The 18,427-nt window shown below is 41.8% G+C and carries 20 protein-coding genes, 2 rRNA genes and 1 riboswitch; of the genes, 15 read left to right on the forward strand and 7 right to left on the reverse strand.

The annotated features are described in order from the left end of the window. The first annotated feature begins 24 nt into the window (after positions 1–24). From rrf (J3455_RS03515) to ung, 13 genes are all read left to right on the forward strand, one after another. Positions 25–139 (forward strand): 5S ribosomal RNA (rrf, locus tag J3455_RS03515). A 58-nt stretch (positions 140–197) separates the two neighbouring features. Then, positions 198–312, forward strand: a 5S ribosomal RNA gene (rrf, locus tag J3455_RS03520). Between the two features lie 297 nt (positions 313–609). After that, positions 610–1,038, forward strand: coding sequence for an FKBP-type peptidyl-prolyl cis-trans isomerase (locus J3455_RS03525; RefSeq protein ID WP_130049545.1), 429 nt, complete (start codon positions 610–612; stop codon positions 1,036–1,038). A gap of 69 nt (positions 1,039–1,107) precedes the next feature. Then, positions 1,108–1,725, forward strand: a complete 618-nt coding sequence (locus tag J3455_RS03530) for a histidine phosphatase family protein (protein ID WP_256855227.1) — start codon at positions 1,108–1,110, stop codon at positions 1,723–1,725. A 60-nt stretch (positions 1,726–1,785) separates the two neighbouring features. Then, a riboswitch (cobalamin riboswitch) is annotated at positions 1,786–1,853 on the forward strand. A 103-nt stretch (positions 1,854–1,956) separates the two neighbouring features. Beyond that, positions 1,957–2,787 (forward strand): ABC transporter ATP-binding protein, encoded by an 831-nt coding sequence (locus tag J3455_RS03535; RefSeq protein WP_178926653.1) that lies wholly within the window; start codon positions 1,957–1,959, stop codon positions 2,785–2,787. Continuing rightward, entirely contained in the window at positions 2,753–3,769 is a 1,017-nt protein-coding gene (locus J3455_RS03540) for a FecCD family ABC transporter permease (RefSeq protein ID WP_239977771.1), read from the forward strand. The genes J3455_RS03535 and J3455_RS03540 overlap by 35 nt, the downstream gene beginning before the upstream one ends. 3 nt (positions 3,770–3,772) lie before the next feature. Continuing rightward, entirely contained in the window at positions 3,773–4,834 is a 1,062-nt protein-coding gene (gene cobT / locus J3455_RS03545) for a nicotinate-nucleotide--dimethylbenzimidazole phosphoribosyltransferase (RefSeq protein WP_349561114.1), read from the forward strand. Between the two features lies 1 nt (position 4,835). Continuing rightward, positions 4,836–5,642: an adenosylcobinamide-GDP ribazoletransferase gene (locus tag J3455_RS03550; protein WP_349561116.1), complete on the forward strand. Its 807-nt coding sequence runs from the start codon at positions 4,836–4,838 to the stop codon at positions 5,640–5,642. Next, positions 5,639–6,169 carry a bifunctional adenosylcobinamide kinase/adenosylcobinamide-phosphate guanylyltransferase gene (cobU, locus tag J3455_RS03555; RefSeq protein WP_349561117.1) on the forward strand — a complete coding sequence of 177 codons (531 nt, stop codon included), beginning with the start codon at positions 5,639–5,641 and terminating at the stop codon, positions 6,167–6,169. Before J3455_RS03550 ends, cobU begins: the two co-directional genes overlap by 4 nt. Then, entirely contained in the window at positions 6,166–7,662 is a 1,497-nt protein-coding gene (locus J3455_RS03560; protein WP_349561118.1) for a cobyric acid synthase, read from the forward strand. Before cobU ends, J3455_RS03560 begins: the two co-directional genes overlap by 4 nt. Further along, positions 7,659–8,258, forward strand: a complete 600-nt coding sequence (gene cobO, locus J3455_RS03565; protein ID WP_130049538.1) for a cob(I)yrinic acid a,c-diamide adenosyltransferase — start codon at positions 7,659–7,661, stop codon at positions 8,256–8,258. Before J3455_RS03560 ends, cobO begins: the two co-directional genes overlap by 4 nt. A gap of 1 nt (position 8,259) precedes the next feature. Next, positions 8,260–9,117 carry a cobalamin-binding protein gene (locus J3455_RS03570; protein WP_349561120.1) on the forward strand — a complete coding sequence of 286 codons (858 nt, stop codon included), beginning with the start codon at positions 8,260–8,262 and terminating at the stop codon, positions 9,115–9,117. Continuing rightward, the gene (ung, locus tag J3455_RS03575; RefSeq protein ID WP_167659127.1) at positions 9,114–9,788 is read left to right on the forward strand and encodes a uracil-DNA glycosylase; all 675 of its coding nucleotides are present in this window, start codon (positions 9,114–9,116) and stop codon (positions 9,786–9,788) included. The genes J3455_RS03570 and ung overlap by 4 nt, the downstream gene beginning before the upstream one ends. Before the next feature lie 32 nt (positions 9,789–9,820). On the opposite strand, the gene J3455_RS03580 is transcribed toward ung, so the two are convergent. Both J3455_RS03580 and tal read right to left on the reverse strand, forming a co-directional pair. Next, positions 9,821–10,009, reverse strand: a complete 189-nt coding sequence (locus J3455_RS03580; protein ID WP_054554247.1) for a DUF3545 family protein — start codon at positions 10,007–10,009, stop codon at positions 9,821–9,823. A gap of 186 nt (positions 10,010–10,195) precedes the next feature. Beyond that, positions 10,196–11,146, reverse strand: a complete 951-nt coding sequence (gene tal, locus J3455_RS03585; RefSeq protein ID WP_130049535.1) for a transaldolase — start codon at positions 11,144–11,146, stop codon at positions 10,196–10,198. A 221-nt stretch (positions 11,147–11,367) separates the two neighbouring features. On the opposite strand from tal, the gene yaaA reads away from it, so the two are divergent. Together yaaA and J3455_RS03595 are read left to right on the forward strand one after the other, a co-directional pair. Further along, positions 11,368–12,147: a peroxide stress protein YaaA gene (gene yaaA, locus J3455_RS03590; RefSeq protein WP_167659128.1), complete on the forward strand. Its 780-nt coding sequence runs from the start codon at positions 11,368–11,370 to the stop codon at positions 12,145–12,147. Between the two features lie 117 nt (positions 12,148–12,264). Next, positions 12,265–13,200 carry a mechanosensitive ion channel family protein gene (locus J3455_RS03595; RefSeq protein WP_294087991.1) on the forward strand — a complete coding sequence of 312 codons (936 nt, stop codon included), beginning with the start codon at positions 12,265–12,267 and terminating at the stop codon, positions 13,198–13,200. Positions 13,201–13,576: 376 nt separating this feature from the next. On the opposite strand, the gene serA is transcribed toward J3455_RS03595, so the two are convergent. The 5 genes from serA to J3455_RS03620 form a co-directional block, all read right to left on the reverse strand. Further along, positions 13,577–14,806, reverse strand: a complete 1,230-nt coding sequence (gene serA / locus J3455_RS03600) for a phosphoglycerate dehydrogenase (RefSeq protein ID WP_167659130.1) — start codon at positions 14,804–14,806, stop codon at positions 13,577–13,579. Between the two features lie 14 nt (positions 14,807–14,820). Next, positions 14,821–15,474: a ribose-5-phosphate isomerase RpiA gene (gene rpiA, locus J3455_RS03605; protein ID WP_130049532.1), complete on the reverse strand. Its 654-nt coding sequence runs from the start codon at positions 15,472–15,474 to the stop codon at positions 14,821–14,823. A 54-nt stretch (positions 15,475–15,528) separates the two neighbouring features. Further along, positions 15,529–16,125 carry a 5-formyltetrahydrofolate cyclo-ligase gene (locus tag J3455_RS03610; RefSeq protein WP_349561124.1) on the reverse strand — a complete coding sequence of 199 codons (597 nt, stop codon included), beginning with the start codon at positions 16,123–16,125 and terminating at the stop codon, positions 15,529–15,531. Positions 16,126–16,138: 13 nt separating this feature from the next. Further along, complete coding sequence (locus J3455_RS03615; RefSeq protein WP_130049530.1) at positions 16,139–16,705, reverse strand: hypothetical protein; 567 nt, start codon at positions 16,703–16,705, stop codon at positions 16,139–16,141. Between the two features lie 118 nt (positions 16,706–16,823). Beyond that, positions 16,824–18,341 (reverse strand): S10 family peptidase, encoded by a 1,518-nt coding sequence (locus tag J3455_RS03620; protein WP_349561125.1) that lies wholly within the window; start codon positions 18,339–18,341, stop codon positions 16,824–16,826. Between the last annotated feature and the right edge of the window lie 86 nt (positions 18,342–18,427).

Below are 18,427 nucleotides of genomic sequence, written 5' to 3' on the forward strand. Positions count from 1 at the left end.
AAGGCGATTAACGACCCAAATTTGCTTGGTGACAATAGCGTTTTGGACCCACCTGACCCCATGCCGAACTCAGTAGTGAAACGAAACAGCGCCGATGATAGTGTGGCATTTGCCATGTGAAAGTAGGTCATCGCCAGGCTCCAAATTCAGTCGTAAGACTTAAAATTTAAAATAATAAGAAAATTGAAAAGAATTTTCTTGGTGACAATAGCGTTTTGGACCCACCTGACCCCATGCCGAACTCAGTAGTGAAACGAAACAGCGCCGATGATAGTGTGGCATTTGCCATGTGAAAGTAGGACATTGCCAGGATCCTATTAAAGAAAGCCCGATTCGAAAGAGTCGGGCTTTTTTGCGTTTTGGCTGTCAGCTTTCAGCCGTCAGCTTGATCGCTGACGGCTGAAAGCTGATAGCTCTGTATTGGGTTTCGCTGAGCTCTACCCAACCTACGCCAGACCCTCAAACTTTCCCTTTTCTAACTCGTATCTTTCCCCTTTCTAGCTTGTAACTTTACTCTCGCTAACTCGCTACAGACGATACTTGCCCTTGCTTCACTGACTTTGTTATGCGATAAAGCGTTTTAAATTTGTAATACAATTAAGGTTTGATGTGTCTCGTAAGAAAACAACCAAGTCGAAAGGCTCTTCAGGTTTAAATCGTAAAAATAGTGAAGCATTTATTGCTAAGTTCTCATCTCATCCTGATACACATCTATGTTCGTCGGGTTTAATGTATAAAGTGATTGATGAGCTTGAAGGAGAGCGAATTACAGAGTTCGACACAGTGGTCATTAATCAGCGCATTATGCTTGCTGATGGCACTGTGATTGCCGACAGTTACAAAGCGGGTATGCCAGAGGTGTTTGCATTATCTGAAGCAATCGAAGGGTTAAAAGAAGGCTTGTTGCTAATGAATATTGGTTCTCGTTATGAATTTGTGATCCCTCCAGAGCTTGCATGGGGTAAAAAAGGTAACGGTGGCAAGATTGGCGCAAATGCAGTGCTGCATTTTGACGTTCGATTAATGCGTTTAGCATGACTTCCTTAGCATAACTCGACAGAGTAATTAAAACGCGTTAACGTTCACTATTGGTTACTGAGGAACATTATGGACGCATTTGCTTCACGAGTTTACTTTCTTCGCCATGGCGAAATAGCTACGCCTGGAATTCTTTCTGGGCAAATCGATGTTGATTTATCTGAACAAGGCTATAGACAAATGCGCCAAGCCTCAGCTGAACTCAAAAATTTAAATGCCATATATAGCTCACCGCTGAAGCGTTGCTCAGTTCATGCTGACTATTTAGCAAATCAACACAGACTGAACGTTCGGTATTATAACGCTCTGAAAGAGTTCAATTTTGGTGATTGGGATGGCCAAGACTACCAGCAGCTTTGGCAGCAAACAAGTAAACCTCATATCGGTGATTTTTGGCAGCATCCTTGGCAAGTAAAAGTACCGAATGGTGAAGCTATGGCTGATTTTTATACTCGGGTAGATACATGGTGGCAAACGTTTTTAGAATCATTGTGTGAATCTAAACATACTCAGTCATTAGTAATTAGCCATGCTGGTGTGATTAAACAAATTCTAGCTATTGTTTGTCAAATGCCTAAACAATCAGCTACACATTTAAATGTTTTCCATCTCCCATATGCTGGGCTTATAACACTCGATGTATATATTGATGAACAAGGACAGGCTTGGCCAAAAATTGTTTTTTAGCCATCTAGAGCGATATTCATTGAATTATTTACTTAGCCCGCCATAATACTCATATGCTATGGAATGGAGTGCAATTCTCCAGCTGTTCCCGCAACTGTAATCCATCTAAATAATGGTTAGCCAGATACTTAGCACTAACAATTAATCATCGAGCGGGTCAACTCACATCATTTTCTGGTACTTACCAGTGCTTTCTTGTGCGTTGCTATTACTCGCCAAGAGAGAATAAACTTGCAACAAAATAGCCTTAGCGCTGCGCCATTAATATCAGTTTCTGATTTAAGTTGGGGTACTGCGAATAAAACCATACTTAAATCAATTAGCCTTGAATTAAAAGCAGGGCAATTTATCGGTTTACTCGGCCCTAATGGTGCTGGTAAATCAAGTCTGCTGCGCTGTCTTTATCGTTACTTGAAACCTCAGCAAGGAGCCGTGCTGCTAAGCGGTGAAGATATTTGGCAAATCAGTGCTGATGAATATGCAAAGCAGGTTGCGGTGGTTTTACAAGAGTCTCCATCGCAGTTTAATTTGTCATTATTTGATGTTGTGAGTCTTGGCTTAACCCCTCATAAACGACTTTTCAGCGGTACCTCTGTCAAAGATAAGCAGCGAATATATCAAGCGATTAAGCAGGTTGGTTTGTCGCATCATAGTGAGCAAGCATTTGATTCTCTCTCTGGTGGCGAAAAGCAAAGAGCGCTCATTGCACGCTCTATCGTACAGCAGCCTAAGCTGTTGATCATGGATGAACCAACTAGCCACCTTGATGTTAAATACCAAATTCAAATAATGGAATTAGCAAAGTCCCTCGATGTGACTGTGCTTGCTTCTTTCCATGATTTAAATCTCGCAGCAAGTTTATGTGATGAATTACTGGTGATTGATGAAGGTCGCTTGATTTGTCAGGGACAACCAAAAGCGGTGCTAACAGAGCAGCTGTTAAGTGATGTATTTGGTGTATGCGCAACAGTATCTGCTCATCCCCAATCAAACAATGATAAGTATATTCCACACATTACTTACTTCTATGGTTATCAGACTCAGGAGTATCAACGTGACTGATGCAATACGTTTAAGTGTCTGTATCCTAGTTGGGCTTATTAGTTGCTTTTTAGCTCTTAGCTTTGGTGCTGCAAATACACCACTGAGTGAAGTATTTGATGGCTTATTTAGCCAAGGTAGCGATGAGTTTGTGCAGCGTATTATTTGGCAGCTACGCATGCCAAGAACCGTACTGGCATTTTTAGCGGGATCTGGGCTTGCCCTTGCGGGATTAATTTTGCAGACCGTAACCCGAAACCCACTTGCTGATCCTTATTTGTTTGGAATTTCTTCGGGAGCTTCATTCGGTGTCGTGTGCTTTATAGCCCTAACAGGCGTGAGTTTTGGTTTTAGTATGTCAATTGCAGCATTTGCCGGAAGCTTACTCTCTATGCTGTTGCTCATTGCTATTGCAGGCCGTCGCCATGTTGGCCAAGTTGAAGCCATGTTACTTGCCGGCGTTGCTTTATCATTCTTATTTAGTGCTATGACTAGTTTGCTACTTTATTTTAGTGATCCTCAAGCCATTACAGCTATTTTATTTTGGACCATGGGCAGTTTTTCTCGTGCGCAGTGGGATACTCTTTGGATGCCATTTATAGTTATTACTGCCTGTATGGCACTGATGATTGCTTTTCGTCGTCAGCTTAATGCAATGCTACTTGGTGATGAAAGTGCCGCGACTTTGGGGATTCATGTACAGCGCTTTCGGATCATGATGCTACTGCTAAGTTCATTAATAACTGCAGTGCTTGTTGCTATGTGTGGTGGCGTCGGTTTTGTTGGCCTGATGATCCCACATATTGTGCGTTACTTTTCGCCACAAGGCAGCAGCCATAACTTAATCATGACTTCGCTAGTCGGCGGTATTTTTATGGTGTGGGTTGATGTGCTATGCCGAACCTTATTGAATAATCAAGAATTACCCGTTGGTGTGATCACAGCAGCTATCGGCAGCGTGTTTTTTTTATTCTTACTGTATTTTCGTAAACAGAGCAGGTAGTTAATGTTTAATATCATGCCAATTAACCAGCAGTTTTCAGCTATTATTCAACAAAAAATAGACCTTAAAACGAAGCCGCTTGGTGCGTTAGGTCAGCTTGAAAGCTGTGCTAAACAATTAACGCTTGTTTTCTCAAAGCAGCTCGATAGTGAGCAGGCGCTTCTAGCCTTTAAACCGGTTATTTCTAGCCCTACTCTGGTTGTATTTGCTGGCGACCATGGTGTTGCAAGCCAAGGGGTGTCAATTGCTCCTAGCTGCGTTACATCACAAATGGTGGCAAACTTTGCAGCAGGAGGCGCAGCGATCAATGTATTTTGTCGTCAGCTAGGTTGGCAGCTCGAAATTGTTGATGCCGGAACTCTCAGTACTGCACATGGTAAAGGTGTGCATAACCAGCGTTTAGGTGAAATCACCGCACCTTTAAATACCGAAATGGCGATGTCTCTTAGCCAAGTTAAAAAAGGGGTTGAATTAGCAAAGCAGCGAGTTCATTCACTCTATGAGCAAGGCTGCAATACCATCGCCTTTGGTGAGATGGGCATTGGCAATACCACAAGTGCTGCGGCATTGATGGCTGCCTTGTTGTCGTTACCTGCCAGTCAATGTGTTGGTAAAGGCACAGGCGTGAGTGACGAGGTTGTTGCTAAAAAAATCAAGGTTGTCGAGCAAGCCCTTCAATTACACCAAGCTCATTTTAGCGATCCACTAATGACGTTAGCGGCATTAGGTGGTTTTGAAATTGTTCAGATCACCGGTGCTATTTTAGCTGCTGCCGAGCTTGGCATGGCTGTGATCGTGGATGGCTTTATTTGTACTGCAGCAGCGCTTGTTGCAACTCGGACTAATGCAAACGCTCGCGATTACATGATATTTGCTCATGCCTCTGATGAACAAGGGCACAAAGCAATGCTCAATGCCTTGCATGCAGCACCTTTATTGCAGCTTGATTTACGTTTAGGAGAGGGCACCGGGGCTGCGCTTGCCTTACCTTTATTGCAAGCATCTTTGGCGTTTTACAATGACATGGCAAGTTTTGCCGATGCCAATGTTGAGCAAGTAGTTTAATATGAGCACTGAACTTAACACATCAAATACTACCTCAAGTCAGCTTCAGCTATTTTTACTGGCGCTTAGCTTTTTAACGCGCATACCCGTTAAATTAAACTTTGTAGTATCGAGCACGGCACTCAATCAGGCCAGCCGTTATTTTGCATTAGTCGGGGTTTTATTAGGTGTACTTTTAGCGCTAAGCTTTTTGTTGTTGAACTGGTTATTCCCCGCTGCTATAGCAATAGCGTTAGTTATGGCCTTTAGCTTGATAATTACAGGGACATTTCATGAAGATGGCCTTGCTGATGTGTGGGATGGCTTTGGTGGTGGTTGGCACGTTGCAGATAAACTCAGCATTATGAAAGATAGTCGATTAGGGACGTATGGTGCAGCGGCGTTAGTGATGGCTTTATTAATTAAGTACCAAACACTTGTCGCACTCACCGAAGCAACCAGTATTCTTGTTATTGCACTTGTTCTAGGGCAAAGCCTAAGCCGAGTTGTAGCAACAAGCTTAATTGCAGATATGGATTATGTAAGTCAGGATGCCACATCTAAAGTAAAACCAATAGCGATGCATTTAAGCACACAAAGTTATCAAATACTGCTAGCAACTGGCGGCGCAGTCTTGGCAATAGCATGGTTGTTTTTTGGTTTCACTCTAGGGCAATTACTGATACTCATTAGCGTGCTTTTTGTTACTCGATTATTATTAAAGCGCTGGTTTGAAAAACAATTATCTGGCTATACCGGCGATTGCCTAGGTGCTGCCCAGCAAGTGTCAGAGCTTGTTACCTACCTTTGCTTGGTGAGTCTATTATGAGCCAACAACATACTTTAATTTTAGGCGGTGCTCGCAGTGGTAAAAGTCGTTTTGCTGAGCAGTTGGCAACTAATTCAAACAAACCGCTTATCTACGTTGCTACCGCAAACGCTGGCGATGAGGAAATGGCTGCCCGAATTAGTAAACATCAAATAGAACGAAGTAAGCATTGGCAACTTGTTGAAGAGCCTTTGTATTTAGCCAAAGCATTACAACAGCATAGCCAGACTGAAAACTGTATTTTAGTGGATTGTTTAACGCTGTGGTTAAGTAATTGCTTATGCCAGCATGGTGAGGCATTTTGGCTTGAGCAAAAAGCGGCCTTACTCGATGCGCTAGTGCAATTGCCGGGTGAGGTGATCTTGGTCAGCAATGAAGTGGGTCATGGTATCGTGCCGCTAGGTGAGTTAAGTCGTCAGTTTGTTGATCATTCAGGCTGGTTGCATCAAGCCTTAGCACAGCAAGTTACACGTGTTGAATTTGTGATTGCAGGTCTTGCACAAACTTTAAAAAGTGAAAAATCATGAAAACAATAATGGTGCAAGGCACGACCTCAGATGCAGGTAAAAGTACCCTTGTAGCAGCTCTTTGCCGGATCTTTGCAGAGCGAGGCATTAAGGTTGCCCCCTTTAAGCCACAAAATATGGCATTAAATAGCGCTGTAACCGCTGATGGTGGCGAGATAGGTCGAGCACAAGCTCTGCAGGCTATAGCAGCAAAAGTGCCCGCAGAAGTCGATTTTAACCCTATCTTGTTAAAGCCCAATAGCGATACAGGGGCGCAGGTTATCGTCCATGGCAAAGCGCTTTCGAATATGGAAGCGGGCAGTTACCACGATTATAAAAAAGTGGCCATGGATGCGGTTCTTACTTCGCAGCAGCGCTTAAGTGAGCGTTTTGAGTTATTGGTCGTTGAAGGAGCTGGCAGTCCTGCAGAAATCAACCTACGTGAAAATGACATTGCTAATATGGGTTACGCTGAAGCGGTGGACTGCCCGGTAATTATTATTGCTGATATCGACAAAGGCGGTGTGTTTGCTCACTTAGTTGGGACGTTAGCGTTATTGTCTGAGTCGGAGCAGGCGCGAGTTAAAGGCTTTGTAATTAACCGCTTTCGGGGTGATATTGCGTTATTGCAAGGCGGTTTAGATTGGTTAGAACAATATACAAATAAGCCCGTGCTTGGGGTTTTACCTTATTTACATGACTTAGCGTTAGATGCAGAGGATGCTGTTGCTATAAGTAATCAGGTCGATAAACCGCAATTACGGATAGCAGTTTTGTTATTGCCTCATATTAGTAATCATACCGACTTTGATGCACTGCGATTACAACCAGAAATCGATTTACAGTATGTACGTCATACTCAAGCTATTCCTAATGTCGATTTGATCATTATCCCTGGTAGCAAAAATGTTTTAAGTGACCTAGCCTTTTTAAAAAATGAAGGTTGGCATAAACAAATAACACGTCATTTACGCTATGGCGGTAAAGTACTCGGTATATGTGGTGGACTACAAATGTTAGGCAATTACCTAGAAGATCCACATGCTGTTGAATCTAATTTAGGTAGTGCAGAAGGACTAGGGCTTGCTGACTTTAAAACGCAATTGGAGCAGCGAAAAGTACTAAGCCAAGTATCTGGCATACTTCATTTAAATAATAGCGATAACGCAATTTCAGGTTATGAAATTCACGCCGGGATAAGCCAAGGAACAGCACTTAAAAAGCCATTTTTGAGTTTTAATAATCACCCGAGTGGATTTAAAGAGGATGGTTTTATTAGCGATGATAACCAAGTGGCGGGTACTTACTTACACGGCTTGTTCGATACGCCAGAGGGCGTGGGCGAGTTAACAACTTGGCTTGCTCCAAATAGCCAAATTAAGCCAATTAATATTAATTTAAACCGTGAACAACAGTTAAGCCGTTTAGCAAACGTGGTAGCAGAGAATCTCGATATTGAACAAATCATCAATATTTATGAGAACTTCAATTTAGAGCATAAGGAACAACAATGAGCGAACAGAATCAAGATAAGCACCAACAACGCCAGCAAAAAGTAAAAGAAAAAGTAGACGAACGTATTGCTGCGGCACAAAAAGAGCAGGGGATTTTTCAAGTTATAACTGGCAACGGTAAGGGCAAATCTACCTCTGGTTTTGGCACTGTAGCACGTGCGGTAGGTCACGGAATGAAAGCGGCTGTGTGCCAGTTTATTAAAGGCACATGGGAGTGTGGTGAACGTAACTTACTCGAAAAAGCTGGGGTTGAATTTGTCATTATGAACACAGGTTTTACCTGGGAAACACAAAATAAAGAGTCAGATACCGCTGCTGCGCAAGTGACATGGCAAGAAGCAAAAAGAATGCTGAAGGATGAGTCGATTAACCTCGTTATGCTAGACGAAATAACCTACATGATCACCTACGGCTATATTGATTTAGACGAAGTGCTAGAGGCAATTAGCTCTCGCCCTGCTATGCAATCGGTAATTATTACAGGTCGTGGTGCGCACCGTAAACTAACCGACTTAGCTGATACAGTCAGTGAAGTCAGAAACGTAAAACATGCTTTTGATGCCGGTATCAAAGCGCAAAAAGGATTCGATTATTAACATGAAGGCCATCAAGTTTGCACTCTTAGGTGTTTTATTTTATTTACCGGCACTTACACAGGCCCATGAAATAAACAAGCCACAGCGCATTGTTGCTTTAGCGCCGCATATCGTTGAAAACCTGTTTGCGATAGGTGCAGGTGAGCGCATTGTTGGTACCGTTGACTATGCTGACTTTCCTTTGCAAGCGAATGATATTGAACGAGTAGGTGGCTATTACGGCATTAACATGGAAAAACTGTTGTCGTTAAAACCGGATCTTGTACTAGCTTGGAAAACGGGTAACAAAGCTGAAGATCTCGCTTATATTGAAAAGCTAGGTATTCCAGTTGCTTACAGTAATCCTAATCAGGTTGATAATGTTGCCGATGAACTACGTAAACTGGGTACGCTTACGCATTTGCAAACAAGGGCAAATAAAGTTGCCAAAGAGTTTGAAGATAAACTCAATGCTATTCGTACAGCTCAAAAGGGCAAACCGAAAGTTTCGGTGTTTTATCAATTATGGCCTGAACCTATGATGACGGTTGGTGGAAACACTTGGATCAATCAGCTATTAACCATTTGCCATGCCGACAATGTGTTTGCTAATAGTGATACCGACTATCCGCGTATTAGTATTGAAAATGTATTGGTTGCCAAACCTGAAGTGGTGATTATTCCAGATGAAAAATCGAAAAAGCCTCAGCCTAAAATTGATTGGCGCCAATGGCCCGAATTGCCAGCTGTGCAGCATAACCAGTTTATTAGTGTGAACGCTGACTTATTGCACCGTTTTACAACTCGTATGCTTGATGGCTTGACTGATATGTGTGGTAAAATAGACATTTCTCGTCAGCAAATACAGGCTTCAAAATGATCGACTGGCAAACATTTCTAGATACCGAACTTGCGAAACCTTACATGCAAGAAACCTTGCAATATGTGGCAGATAGGCGAGCAGAGGGTGTTACCGTTTATCCAAAAGATGAGCAGGTTTTCTCTGCTTTTGATGTTACACCACTAAATGAAATCAAAGTGGTTATTTTAGGGCAAGACCCATACCACGGAGAAGGTCAGGCCCATGGTCTTTGTTTTTCGGTATTGCCTGAAGTTAAAAAGTTACCTCCGTCATTGAAAAATATGTACAAAGAATTGGCGACAGATATTGAAGGTTTTGAGATACCACATCATGGTTATTTGCAAAGTTGGGCAGAACAAGGTGTGTTTTTACTCAACACTGTACTGACTGTTGAGCAAGGACAGGCTCATTCTCATAAGCACCTTGGCTGGGAGCAATTTACCGATGCAGTGATTGCGCTTATCAACCAGCACTGTGACGGTGTGGTGTTTGTATTATGGGGCGCACATGCTCAGAAAAAAGGTAAACACATAGATACCTCGCGTCATCATGTGATTCAAGGTCCGCATCCATCACCGCTTTCTGCTCATCGTGGCTTTTTTGGTTGTCAGCATTTTTCAAAGGCAAACCAGCTACTTATTGATCAAAACAAAGCGCCGATCAATTGGTCGTTGCCACAAATTCTATAGCACAAATGCAAAAGGCCCTTGCGGGCCTTTAATTAAAAGTCTAATTCATCAAGCTCAACGCTGTCTGTGAAATAGTCTAACTCCTGTAGTTCTTTGCGAAGTCTATGCTTATCTTTTAGAGCTTCGATTTCGCGCCATTTTCTCTTTTTATTTTTTGTAGAGGTCTTTTTTGTTGTGCTAGGACCTTCTAATATTTCTAAAATATCGTCTAGGCTATCCATGAACTTCTCCTATTGATTTTTTGAACCTCGGAAATACCTATACCACAGGCTGCTCAAAAATAGAATAAAAAAGTGACAATACTGTTACAGAAGTGTGATTGATAGATGAATAGATCAAAGGTTTAGTTATTTTAGAAACAAAAACGCCACCTAGCGGTGGCGTTTCAAAAAATGCTGTAATTTAAATTACATTGCTTTAAAACGAGCTTCTAATTCAAGCTGCGCTTGTGCAAAAGAACGAATACCCTCAGCAAGCTTTTCTGTTGCCATCGCGTCTTGGTTATGTAACCAACGGAACTGGCTTTCAGTCAGTGGTGCTGGTTTTTCTTCAACAGCAAAGTCGCTTTCTAATAAGTACTCTTGTGCATCAGTTAATTGGCCAAGCTCTTCTAAAAGTGCAGGGCTGATAGTTAACTTATCACAGCCAGTAAGCGCGATGATCTCGCCTGTGTTACGGAAGCTTGCGCCCATAACTACAGTTTTGTAATCATGGCGTTTGTAGAACTCGTAAATGCTACGTACTGATTGCACGCCTGGATCGTTTAGCGGATCAGTTGGTTTTTCCATACCATTAGCAACATGCCAATCCAGGATACGGCCAACGAATGGTGAAATTAAAAATACATTCGCATCGGCACATGCGCGAGCTTGTGCTTCAGAGAATAACAGCGTTAAGTTACACTTAGTGCCTTCTTTTTCAAGCTGTTCAGCGGCTTTGATACCTTCCCACGTTGATGCAACTTTGATTAGGATTTTATCTTTGCTAACACCTTCTTTTTCGTAAAGGCTTAGTAAAGTGTGGGCTTTATCGATAGTCGCTTGGGTATCAAATGATAAACGTGCGTCTACTTCTGTTGAGATATAGCCCGGTACGATTTCGCTAATTTCTTTACCAATTAATACAGCAAAGTAATCACATGCTAACTCAAGTTGTTTAGCTGCATCTTGCTCGGTTTCTTTGGCATATTGCCACGCTTTATCTAAATAAGGCTTATACGCTTCAATTTCACTGGCTTTTAAAAGTAGAGATGGGTTTGTTGTTGCATCTTCTGGTTGGTGCTTTTTGATAGCTTCGATATCACCCGTATCTGCAACAATAGATGAATGTTGTTTAAGCCTTTGTAGTGCTGAAGTCATTTGCTTTCCTCATTCCAAGCAAGTTAAAAGAAAATCCATTATAGCGGCCTTTATGCTGCAACACTATGACAGTGTTTAATAGGTCAAATGTCCTTAATACAGAAAACTAGAACATTATGTATGAAAGAACAGCGGATAAAGGCAGGACGAAACAAAACGTGCATTTTGATTCAATTAATGTTGAAATTGACATCAAACAAATTACAAGTCAATAGCTAAGTATGATCACTGTTATTTCACCTGCAAAAAATTTAGATTATGAAACACCAGCCACGACCGATAAATTCACTCAACCTGAATTACTCGAGCACAGCGAAGAGTTAATGTCAGTTTGCCGTGATTTAACCCCAGCGCAAATTGGCAGCCTAATGAAAATCAGCGATAAACTAGCGGGTTTGAATGCGGCACGTTTCGCCGAGTGGTCACAGCCATTTACGCAACATAACGCAAAACAAGCAGTGCTAGCCTTTAATGGCGATGTGTACGGTGGATTAGATGCACAAACTCTTAGTGATGCCGACCTAGATTACGCACAGTCGCACTTACGTATTTTGTCAGGCCTTTATGGTGTACTGAAGCCACTCGATTTAATGCAAGCTTACCGCCTTGAAATGGGCACTAAACTAGAAAACCCACGTGGTAAAAACTTATACCAGTTTTGGGGCAGTGTTATCGCCGAAAAGCTTAATACTGTGCTTGCTGAGCAAGATAGCAAATATTTGGTAAACCTTGCTTCGAATGAGTATTTTAAAGCGGTTGATAAAAAAGCCTTAAACGCTCAAATTATTACTCCACATTTTAAAGACTGTAAAAACGGCCAATATAAAGTGATCAGCTTTTATGCGAAAAAAGCTCGCGGCATGATGGCACGTTACATCATTGAAAATAAAATTACCCAATTAAGTGATTTAAAAGATTTCACCGTCGCAGGATATTACTTTAGCAGCGATGCAACAGCAAAAGAATTAGAGCCTGTTTTCTTACGGGAAGAGCAGAACTAATTTTTTAGTAAAATGAATTAGAAGAGCCGTGCTAAGCACGGCTTTTTTGTGCCTGTATGAAACTGGCGTTTATTTTGCAGACCACTCGCTATGTTTCTTAAATGATCAGGTAATCGTATGTTAAAAATACCAACCGTAGGTGAGGCCGAAAAACTTATAGAAGAAAAACTCGGTGGCTGGGTTGATATCATTATAAGCCATATTCCAAACTTTATTGTCGCAGTAGTCATCACTATCGTATTTTCATTACTGGCGCGTATCGTCGGCTCAATGCTTAGAAAGCTATTACGCCGCTCGTTAGAGTCTTCGCAAATAGCAGACTTAATGTCATCGATAGCCAAGGTTATTGTGTTATGTGTAGGCTTATTCGTAGCTCTTGATTTCCTGGGCCTCAGAGGCACGGTCACCTCATTACTTGCCGGTGCTGGTATTGTTGGTCTTGCGATTGGTTTTGCCTTTCAGGATATGACAGAGAATCTTATAGCAGGTATTGCTATGGGGATCCGCAAACCATTTAAAACAGGTGATGTAATTCGCACCGAAAGCGTGTTCGGTACAGTACGGGCGATTAATCTTAGAAACACCCTCATTGAGAACTTTTATGGGCAACTTATCTTAGTGCCTAACAAGATTCTATTTAGAAATATACTCAGTAATTACAGCACGTTAGGTGTGCGTCGTATTGAGGTGCCAGTGGGTATTTCGTATGCTGACGACCCAGAACAAGCCGCAGAAGTGATTGTTAAAAAAATCAATGAGTTTGATTTTGTTATTAAACAAGAAGAAACCGCCGTTTACGCCGAAAGCTTTGGTGATAGCAGCGTTAACCTACTGGTTTGGTTTTGGATTAAATACCCTGGCGAAGCGGATTTCATGACCGTTCGTCACAAGGCTGTTGTGGCAGTAAGAAACGCGCTAAGTGAAGCTGACATGACCATTCCATTCCCAATCCGCACGTTAGATTTTGGTATCAAAGGCGGTGAGAAATTAAACGCCATGATAAGCGAAAAACACCAAGATAAAGATGCAAAACCACAAGCGACTGATGAGTAAAATTTACTGACTCATCGGCGTGATTTACACAGGGAAGTATGGCTGAGGAGGGGGGGAGTTTATTTTCGCCGACATAGAGTGAATCGCTTTTGCCTCTAAAAACTTTTTGTCCAAATACAAGCTTGTTCTCATTTTTACTGTTTTTTTAGAAATGATTGGTGTTTTATTTGTTAGAAATAAGCCATCGCGCGAAATAAATTTCACGCCCACGGTGAGCTATTTTTGACTTAGAGCTTAAAATTTACGTTTTATAGCTAGGTTCTCGTGTTTGGTTTCGCTACGCTCAAACTAACCTACGAGCTTAAAGTTTTGTCTTACAAAAAAAGCGCAAGCAGTTTAACTGTTTGCGCTTTTTATTTATTCGATATGCCAATGATTAGTGAAGGATACGTGCTCTGATTGTCCCTTCAACAGCACTTAGCTCTTTAAGAGCTACTTCTGATTGATCTGTATCTACATCAATTACAACGTAACCAATCGCTTCGTCTGTTTGTAAGTACTGGGCTGCGATGTTGATTCCGTGCTGTGCAAACGCTTGGTTAATTTGCGTTAGAACACCTGGGCGGTTGTGGTGTACGTGTAATAAACGGCTGCGGTTTGCAAGCTCAGGTAATGATACTTCAGGGAAGTTAACTGCTGTAATAGTTGAACCATTATCTGAGTACTTAGCAAGTTTGCCTGCTACTTCAATACCAATATTTTCTTGTGCTTCTTGTGTTGAACCACCAATGTGTGGAGTCAAAATCACGTTATCGAACTCGCGCAGCGGTGATACGAACTCTTCATCATTTGATTTTGGTTCTACAGGGAACACGTCGATTGCTGCGCCGCTCAGCTTTTTATCACGCAGTGATTCTGCTAGAGCATCAATATCAACAACAGTACCGCGAGAAGCATTGATCAAGATGGCGCCTTGCTTCATTACTTCAAGCTCTGCCATACCAATTAGGTTCTTCGTTTGCGGTGTTTCTGGTACGTGTAAGCTAATAACATCAGCACGTTGTAATAACTGAGTTAGGTTATGAACTTGCGTTGCATTACCCAGTGTTAGTTTGTCTTCGATATCGTAAAACTCAACGTTCATACCGATATTTTCAGCCATGATACCTAGTTGTGTACCAATGTGGCCGTAACCAATAATACCTAACGTTTTACCACGTGCTTCGAATGAACCGTTGGCTGATTTTAACCAACCACCGCGGTGCGCTAGGGCATTACGCTCTGGAATACCACGAAGTAATAATAAGATTTCACCAAGTACTAATTCTGCCACAGAGCGGGTGTTTGAGAATGGCGCGTTAAATACCGCAATACCACGTTCACGGGCACCTTGCAGGTCGACTTGGTTAGTCCCGATACAGAAGCAGCCGATTGCGACTAGCTTTTCAGCTGCTTCTAATACCGCTTCATTAATATGAGTGCGAGAGCGAAGGCCTACAAAATGCACATCTTTAATGCGCTCAATGAGCTCGTCTTCAGGTAAGGATGTTTTTACGTAATCAATATTACTGTAGCCATTACGCTTAAGCGTTTCTACAGCACTTTGGTGCACGCCTTCCAGCAAGAGAATTTTAATTTTGTCTTTTGCTAACGATACCTTACTCATATCCTCATTCCTATTTACTTTATTTGCGGCCCATTTTTGGTGCCGATAATGACTTTATCTGCGCCACGATGGGCAAATAAGCCGTTTGTTACTACGCCAACAATCTGGTTGATTGTTAGTTCTAATTCTTTGGCGTTGCTGATATCTAAATTGTGCACGTCTAAAATGACGTTACCGTTATCTGTTACAACACCTTCACGGTAAACAGGGTCACCGCCTAGTTTTACTAGTTCACGAGCTACATAGCTGCGTGCCATTGGGATCACTTCAACCGGTAGTGGAAATGCGCCTAATGTTGTAACTTCTTTAGATTCATCAACAATACAAACAAATTGTTTTGCTACCGCTGAAACGATTTTCTCGCGTGTCAGCGCTGCACCACCGCCTTTGATCATTTCATTTTGTGGGTTGATTTCGTCTGCGCCATCAACATACACATCAAGGCTTGATACATCGTTTAGCTCGAATACTTCTATACCCAGTGCTTTTAACTTTTCAGTTGAAGCCTCAGAGCTAGAAACCGCACCAGTAATGGTGTCTTTTACTGTATCAAGTGCATCAATAAAGTGATTCACTGTAGAGCCTGTACCTACACCAACAATGGTATTTTCGTTTACAAACTCAAGGGCTGCCCAGGCAGCGGCTTTTTTTAATTCATCTTGCGTCATAATTATGTGCTCAGTTAGCTGTCAGAGAGGGTCTATAGTATACAAACAGTTTGCTTACCATTGGTAGATTTTCTCTGGGGTTATAATGTATTTTAACGGTACATCCCACGATTCAATAGGCAATGCTGGAACATGCTGACATTGATGGGCAAGGCCGATCAAAATCGGTTTTTGCCAGTTTTCTTGGTAATACCGAGCCAACGTTTTGTCATAAAACCCGCCGCCCATTCCTAAACGGTTACCTTGATCATCAAATGCCACTAATGGCATAAGTAAAATATCAAGCTTGTCTAGAGGACATATTTGACTGCAATTTAACTTGGGTTCCAAGATACCATAGCGGTTTGCAGTCATGGGTGAATTTTCTTCATACCTTTGAAAGTATAAAGTTGTACCGTTGAAGGGGTGGATTATAGGCAGGTATAAATGCTGTCCTTGCACCCATAATTCTTTAATTAACAATGAGGTGTCTAACTCTCCGTCATTACTAAAATAAATGCCGATATGGGCGTTTTTAGGTGTTTTTAACGATTTTAAGTATTGAATAAAATTCACTTTTAGCGCAATCGCTGCATTTTTTTGTTGTTCAACAGTCAGTGAATTGCGCTTTTTTCGAATGGATTGTCTGATTTCTGCTCGTGTGTTGCTCATGTCAATATTAGTGTTAACTTTCTAAAAAGGAGAAAAGTTCAGGAAAAAGCTCCACTACACCCAAAATGATTAATAATAAAATGACCATCGCAATAAGCGAATAGAGTAGTGTGTTTGAGCGTTTTTTAACGGGCTCTGTTAATTCGTCTTCAAGCAGCAGAGCATCTTCTTGCCAGCTATCGTCGCTATCAGCAACACTATTATTTTCTGGCTCAGGTAAACGTTGCTCTAGGTCATCTAGCTTTTCTTCTAGGCGAATAAGGCTACTGGTAATGTAATCGAGGGCATCGAAAATACGTTCTTCACGCTCTTTGGCTTGTGCGGCTAAATTTGTTGATTGGCTGCTGGTGGCTGTTTGATTAACGCTTTGGAGTTTAGCTTTAATGCCTACACTGGCAAGCAACTTAGCTTGTTTAAGTGCTTTATCTTGCTCGCTCGGCGCAAATAATGGCTTATGCTCAAACAGGGTCGCTACTTTGTCTGTTGTTGTTTTTAGTTTTGCGGCTAGTTGTTCTGTTGCTTGTGTTTGGTCGACACCGGCTTCAAGGCCTGCAAACATCACACGAAATTTTTCTGCCATTTGCTGATTATCCAAATCCTTAAATCAATGACTTGAGTATATACCCAAATAGATTGGTGGAAAAACAAAAGCCCGCATAAAACGGGCTTTTTCTATTATGGGTTTGCAAATACGCTGTTTAGTATTTTGCTGATTTGCTTTCGGCTGGTAGTGATTTAAGGATAAAATCACGTAAGTCATTATTTGATGATTCTAAATCAGCATGGCGTAAATACATCATGTGACCACTACGATAGCCTTTAAAGCTTAAGCGATCTTTCATTTTGCCACTTGGATCTAACTGCCACATTGTGTATTTAGCATCAAAGTAGTTTGTTGCACCGTCGTAGTAGCCAGATTGGATCATCACGTTTAAGTATGGGTTTTGTGCCATTGCTAAACGTAAGTTTTCACCTGTGTTGTTGCCTGAGCGGTCCCAAGGGTGAACATTACCAAATAGGTTATATTTGATATCTGTTTTGTAGTTAAGCTCTTCACGAAGATAATAGTTAATTGCAGGCGTGAATGAGTGTAACCAAGAAGTCAGTTCTGCCCAGTAATCAGGAGACTCACCTGCATCACGTTTGTCGATACCTAGGTAACGAGAATCTAAACGACCCACTGTTTGGCCGCGCTCACGTAATAACTCTTTCCAAAAGAAATTAGTTGGAATATCAAGGTTGTTTTGCTCAACAAACTTCTCAGATAAGCCTGCGTATTTTGCTGCTTGCTTAATGATTGCTCGCTTTTCATCTGCAGGTAAAAAACCACCTTTAGCAATTGCTGGTAAAAACTTATTAACGGTGAACTGTTCAACTTCAGGTAGTAACTCGTCTAAGTCTTTTGCTTGTAAGTCTGCGCTGAGGGCTTTGTGGTACCAAGCTGTCGCTGCAAAGTAAGGTAGGCGATTAGCTGCTTCTACCGGGCCTTCTCGTTTAATACCAATTTCAGTTGGTGATACTAAAATAACGCCGTTGATATACATCCATTGGCGATTTTGTAATTCGTGAGCAAGACCAGATACACGCGTTGTACCATAGCTCTCACCAATTAAGAACTTAGGCGAACGCCAGCGCTCGTTGCGAGAAACAAAAGTATTTAACCACTCTGCTAAGTATTTGATGTCAGCGTTAACACCAAAGAACATTTTTTGTTGGTCTGATTTACTCGGAAGCTCACCTTTTTCGTTTTCAAGAACACGTGAGTAACCCGTGTTAACTGGGTTGATATAAACAATATCAGCCACGTCTAAAATTGAGTAAGGGTTATCTTTTACGCCATAAGGTTGAACTGGATAGCCTTCGTCATCAATTTTTAATACACGTGGTCCAGTATAGGCAAGGTGCATCCATACTGAGGCAGAGCCTGGGCCACCATTGAAAGAAAAGACCAAAGGACGTTTTGTTCTATCGTCTACTTTATCGCGGGTATAATAAGTATATTGCAGCGTTGCAACGGCATCGCCTTGCTCATTCCAAACCGGTTGTGTGCCTGTGGTTGCGGTATATGAAAAGCGCTCACCATTAATGCGAGCTTGATGCTCTGTCACTACTTTGCTGTCAACGTCAATACGACGTCCGTTATCAGCAAAGCTTGGAGTACTGAAGGTCAGTGTTAGTGCTGTCACTGACAAGCCAATAAAACTAACTAGTTTCATGTTGATTCCTTATTATTCGAATTGCAGCTATTAAAAAGTAAAGCAAACTCGATGACAAACTAATGAGACTAGTGACCAATATTAGC

The sequence above is a fragment of the Pseudoalteromonas sp. NFXS39 genome, assembly GCF_040148775.1.
Classification (GTDB): Bacteria; Pseudomonadota; Gammaproteobacteria; order Enterobacterales; family Alteromonadaceae; genus Pseudoalteromonas; species Pseudoalteromonas apostichopi.

Coding starts and splice junctions, on each gene's coding strand:
- J3455_RS03530 (WP_256855227.1), top strand. CDS start 1,108: ATGGACGCATTTGCTTCACGAGTTTACTTTCTTCGCCATGGCGAAATA.
- J3455_RS03540 (WP_239977771.1), top strand. CDS start 2,753: ATGGTTATCAGACTCAGGAGTATCAACGTGACTGATGCAATACGTTTA.
- cobT (WP_349561114.1), top strand. CDS start 3,773: ATGTTTAATATCATGCCAATTAACCAGCAGTTTTCAGCTATTATTCAA.
- J3455_RS03550 (WP_349561116.1), top strand. CDS start 4,836: ATGAGCACTGAACTTAACACATCAAATACTACCTCAAGTCAGCTTCAG.
- cobU (WP_349561117.1), top strand. CDS start 5,639: ATGAGCCAACAACATACTTTAATTTTAGGCGGTGCTCGCAGTGGTAAA.
- J3455_RS03560 (WP_349561118.1), top strand. CDS start 6,166: ATGAAAACAATAATGGTGCAAGGCACGACCTCAGATGCAGGTAAAAGT.
- cobO (WP_130049538.1), top strand. CDS start 7,659: ATGAGCGAACAGAATCAAGATAAGCACCAACAACGCCAGCAAAAAGTA.
- J3455_RS03570 (WP_349561120.1), top strand. CDS start 8,260: ATGAAGGCCATCAAGTTTGCACTCTTAGGTGTTTTATTTTATTTACCG.
- ung (WP_167659127.1), top strand. CDS start 9,114: ATGATCGACTGGCAAACATTTCTAGATACCGAACTTGCGAAACCTTAC.
- J3455_RS03580 (WP_054554247.1), bottom strand. CDS start 10,009: ATGGATAGCCTAGACGATATTTTAGAAATATTAGAAGGTCCTAGCACA.
- tal (WP_130049535.1), bottom strand. CDS start 11,146: ATGACTTCAGCACTACAAAGGCTTAAACAACATTCATCTATTGTTGCA.
- yaaA (WP_167659128.1), top strand. CDS start 11,368: ATGATCACTGTTATTTCACCTGCAAAAAATTTAGATTATGAAACACCA.
- J3455_RS03595 (WP_294087991.1), top strand. CDS start 12,265: ATGTTAAAAATACCAACCGTAGGTGAGGCCGAAAAACTTATAGAAGAA.
- serA (WP_167659130.1), bottom strand. CDS start 14,806: ATGAGTAAGGTATCGTTAGCAAAAGACAAAATTAAAATTCTCTTGCTG.
- rpiA (WP_130049532.1), bottom strand. CDS start 15,474: ATGACGCAAGATGAATTAAAAAAAGCCGCTGCCTGGGCAGCCCTTGAG.
- J3455_RS03610 (WP_349561124.1), bottom strand. CDS start 16,125: ATGAGCAACACACGAGCAGAAATCAGACAATCCATTCGAAAAAAGCGC.
- J3455_RS03615 (WP_130049530.1), bottom strand. CDS start 16,705: ATGGCAGAAAAATTTCGTGTGATGTTTGCAGGCCTTGAAGCCGGTGTC.
- J3455_RS03620 (WP_349561125.1), bottom strand. CDS start 18,341: ATGAAACTAGTTAGTTTTATTGGCTTGTCAGTGACAGCACTAACACTG.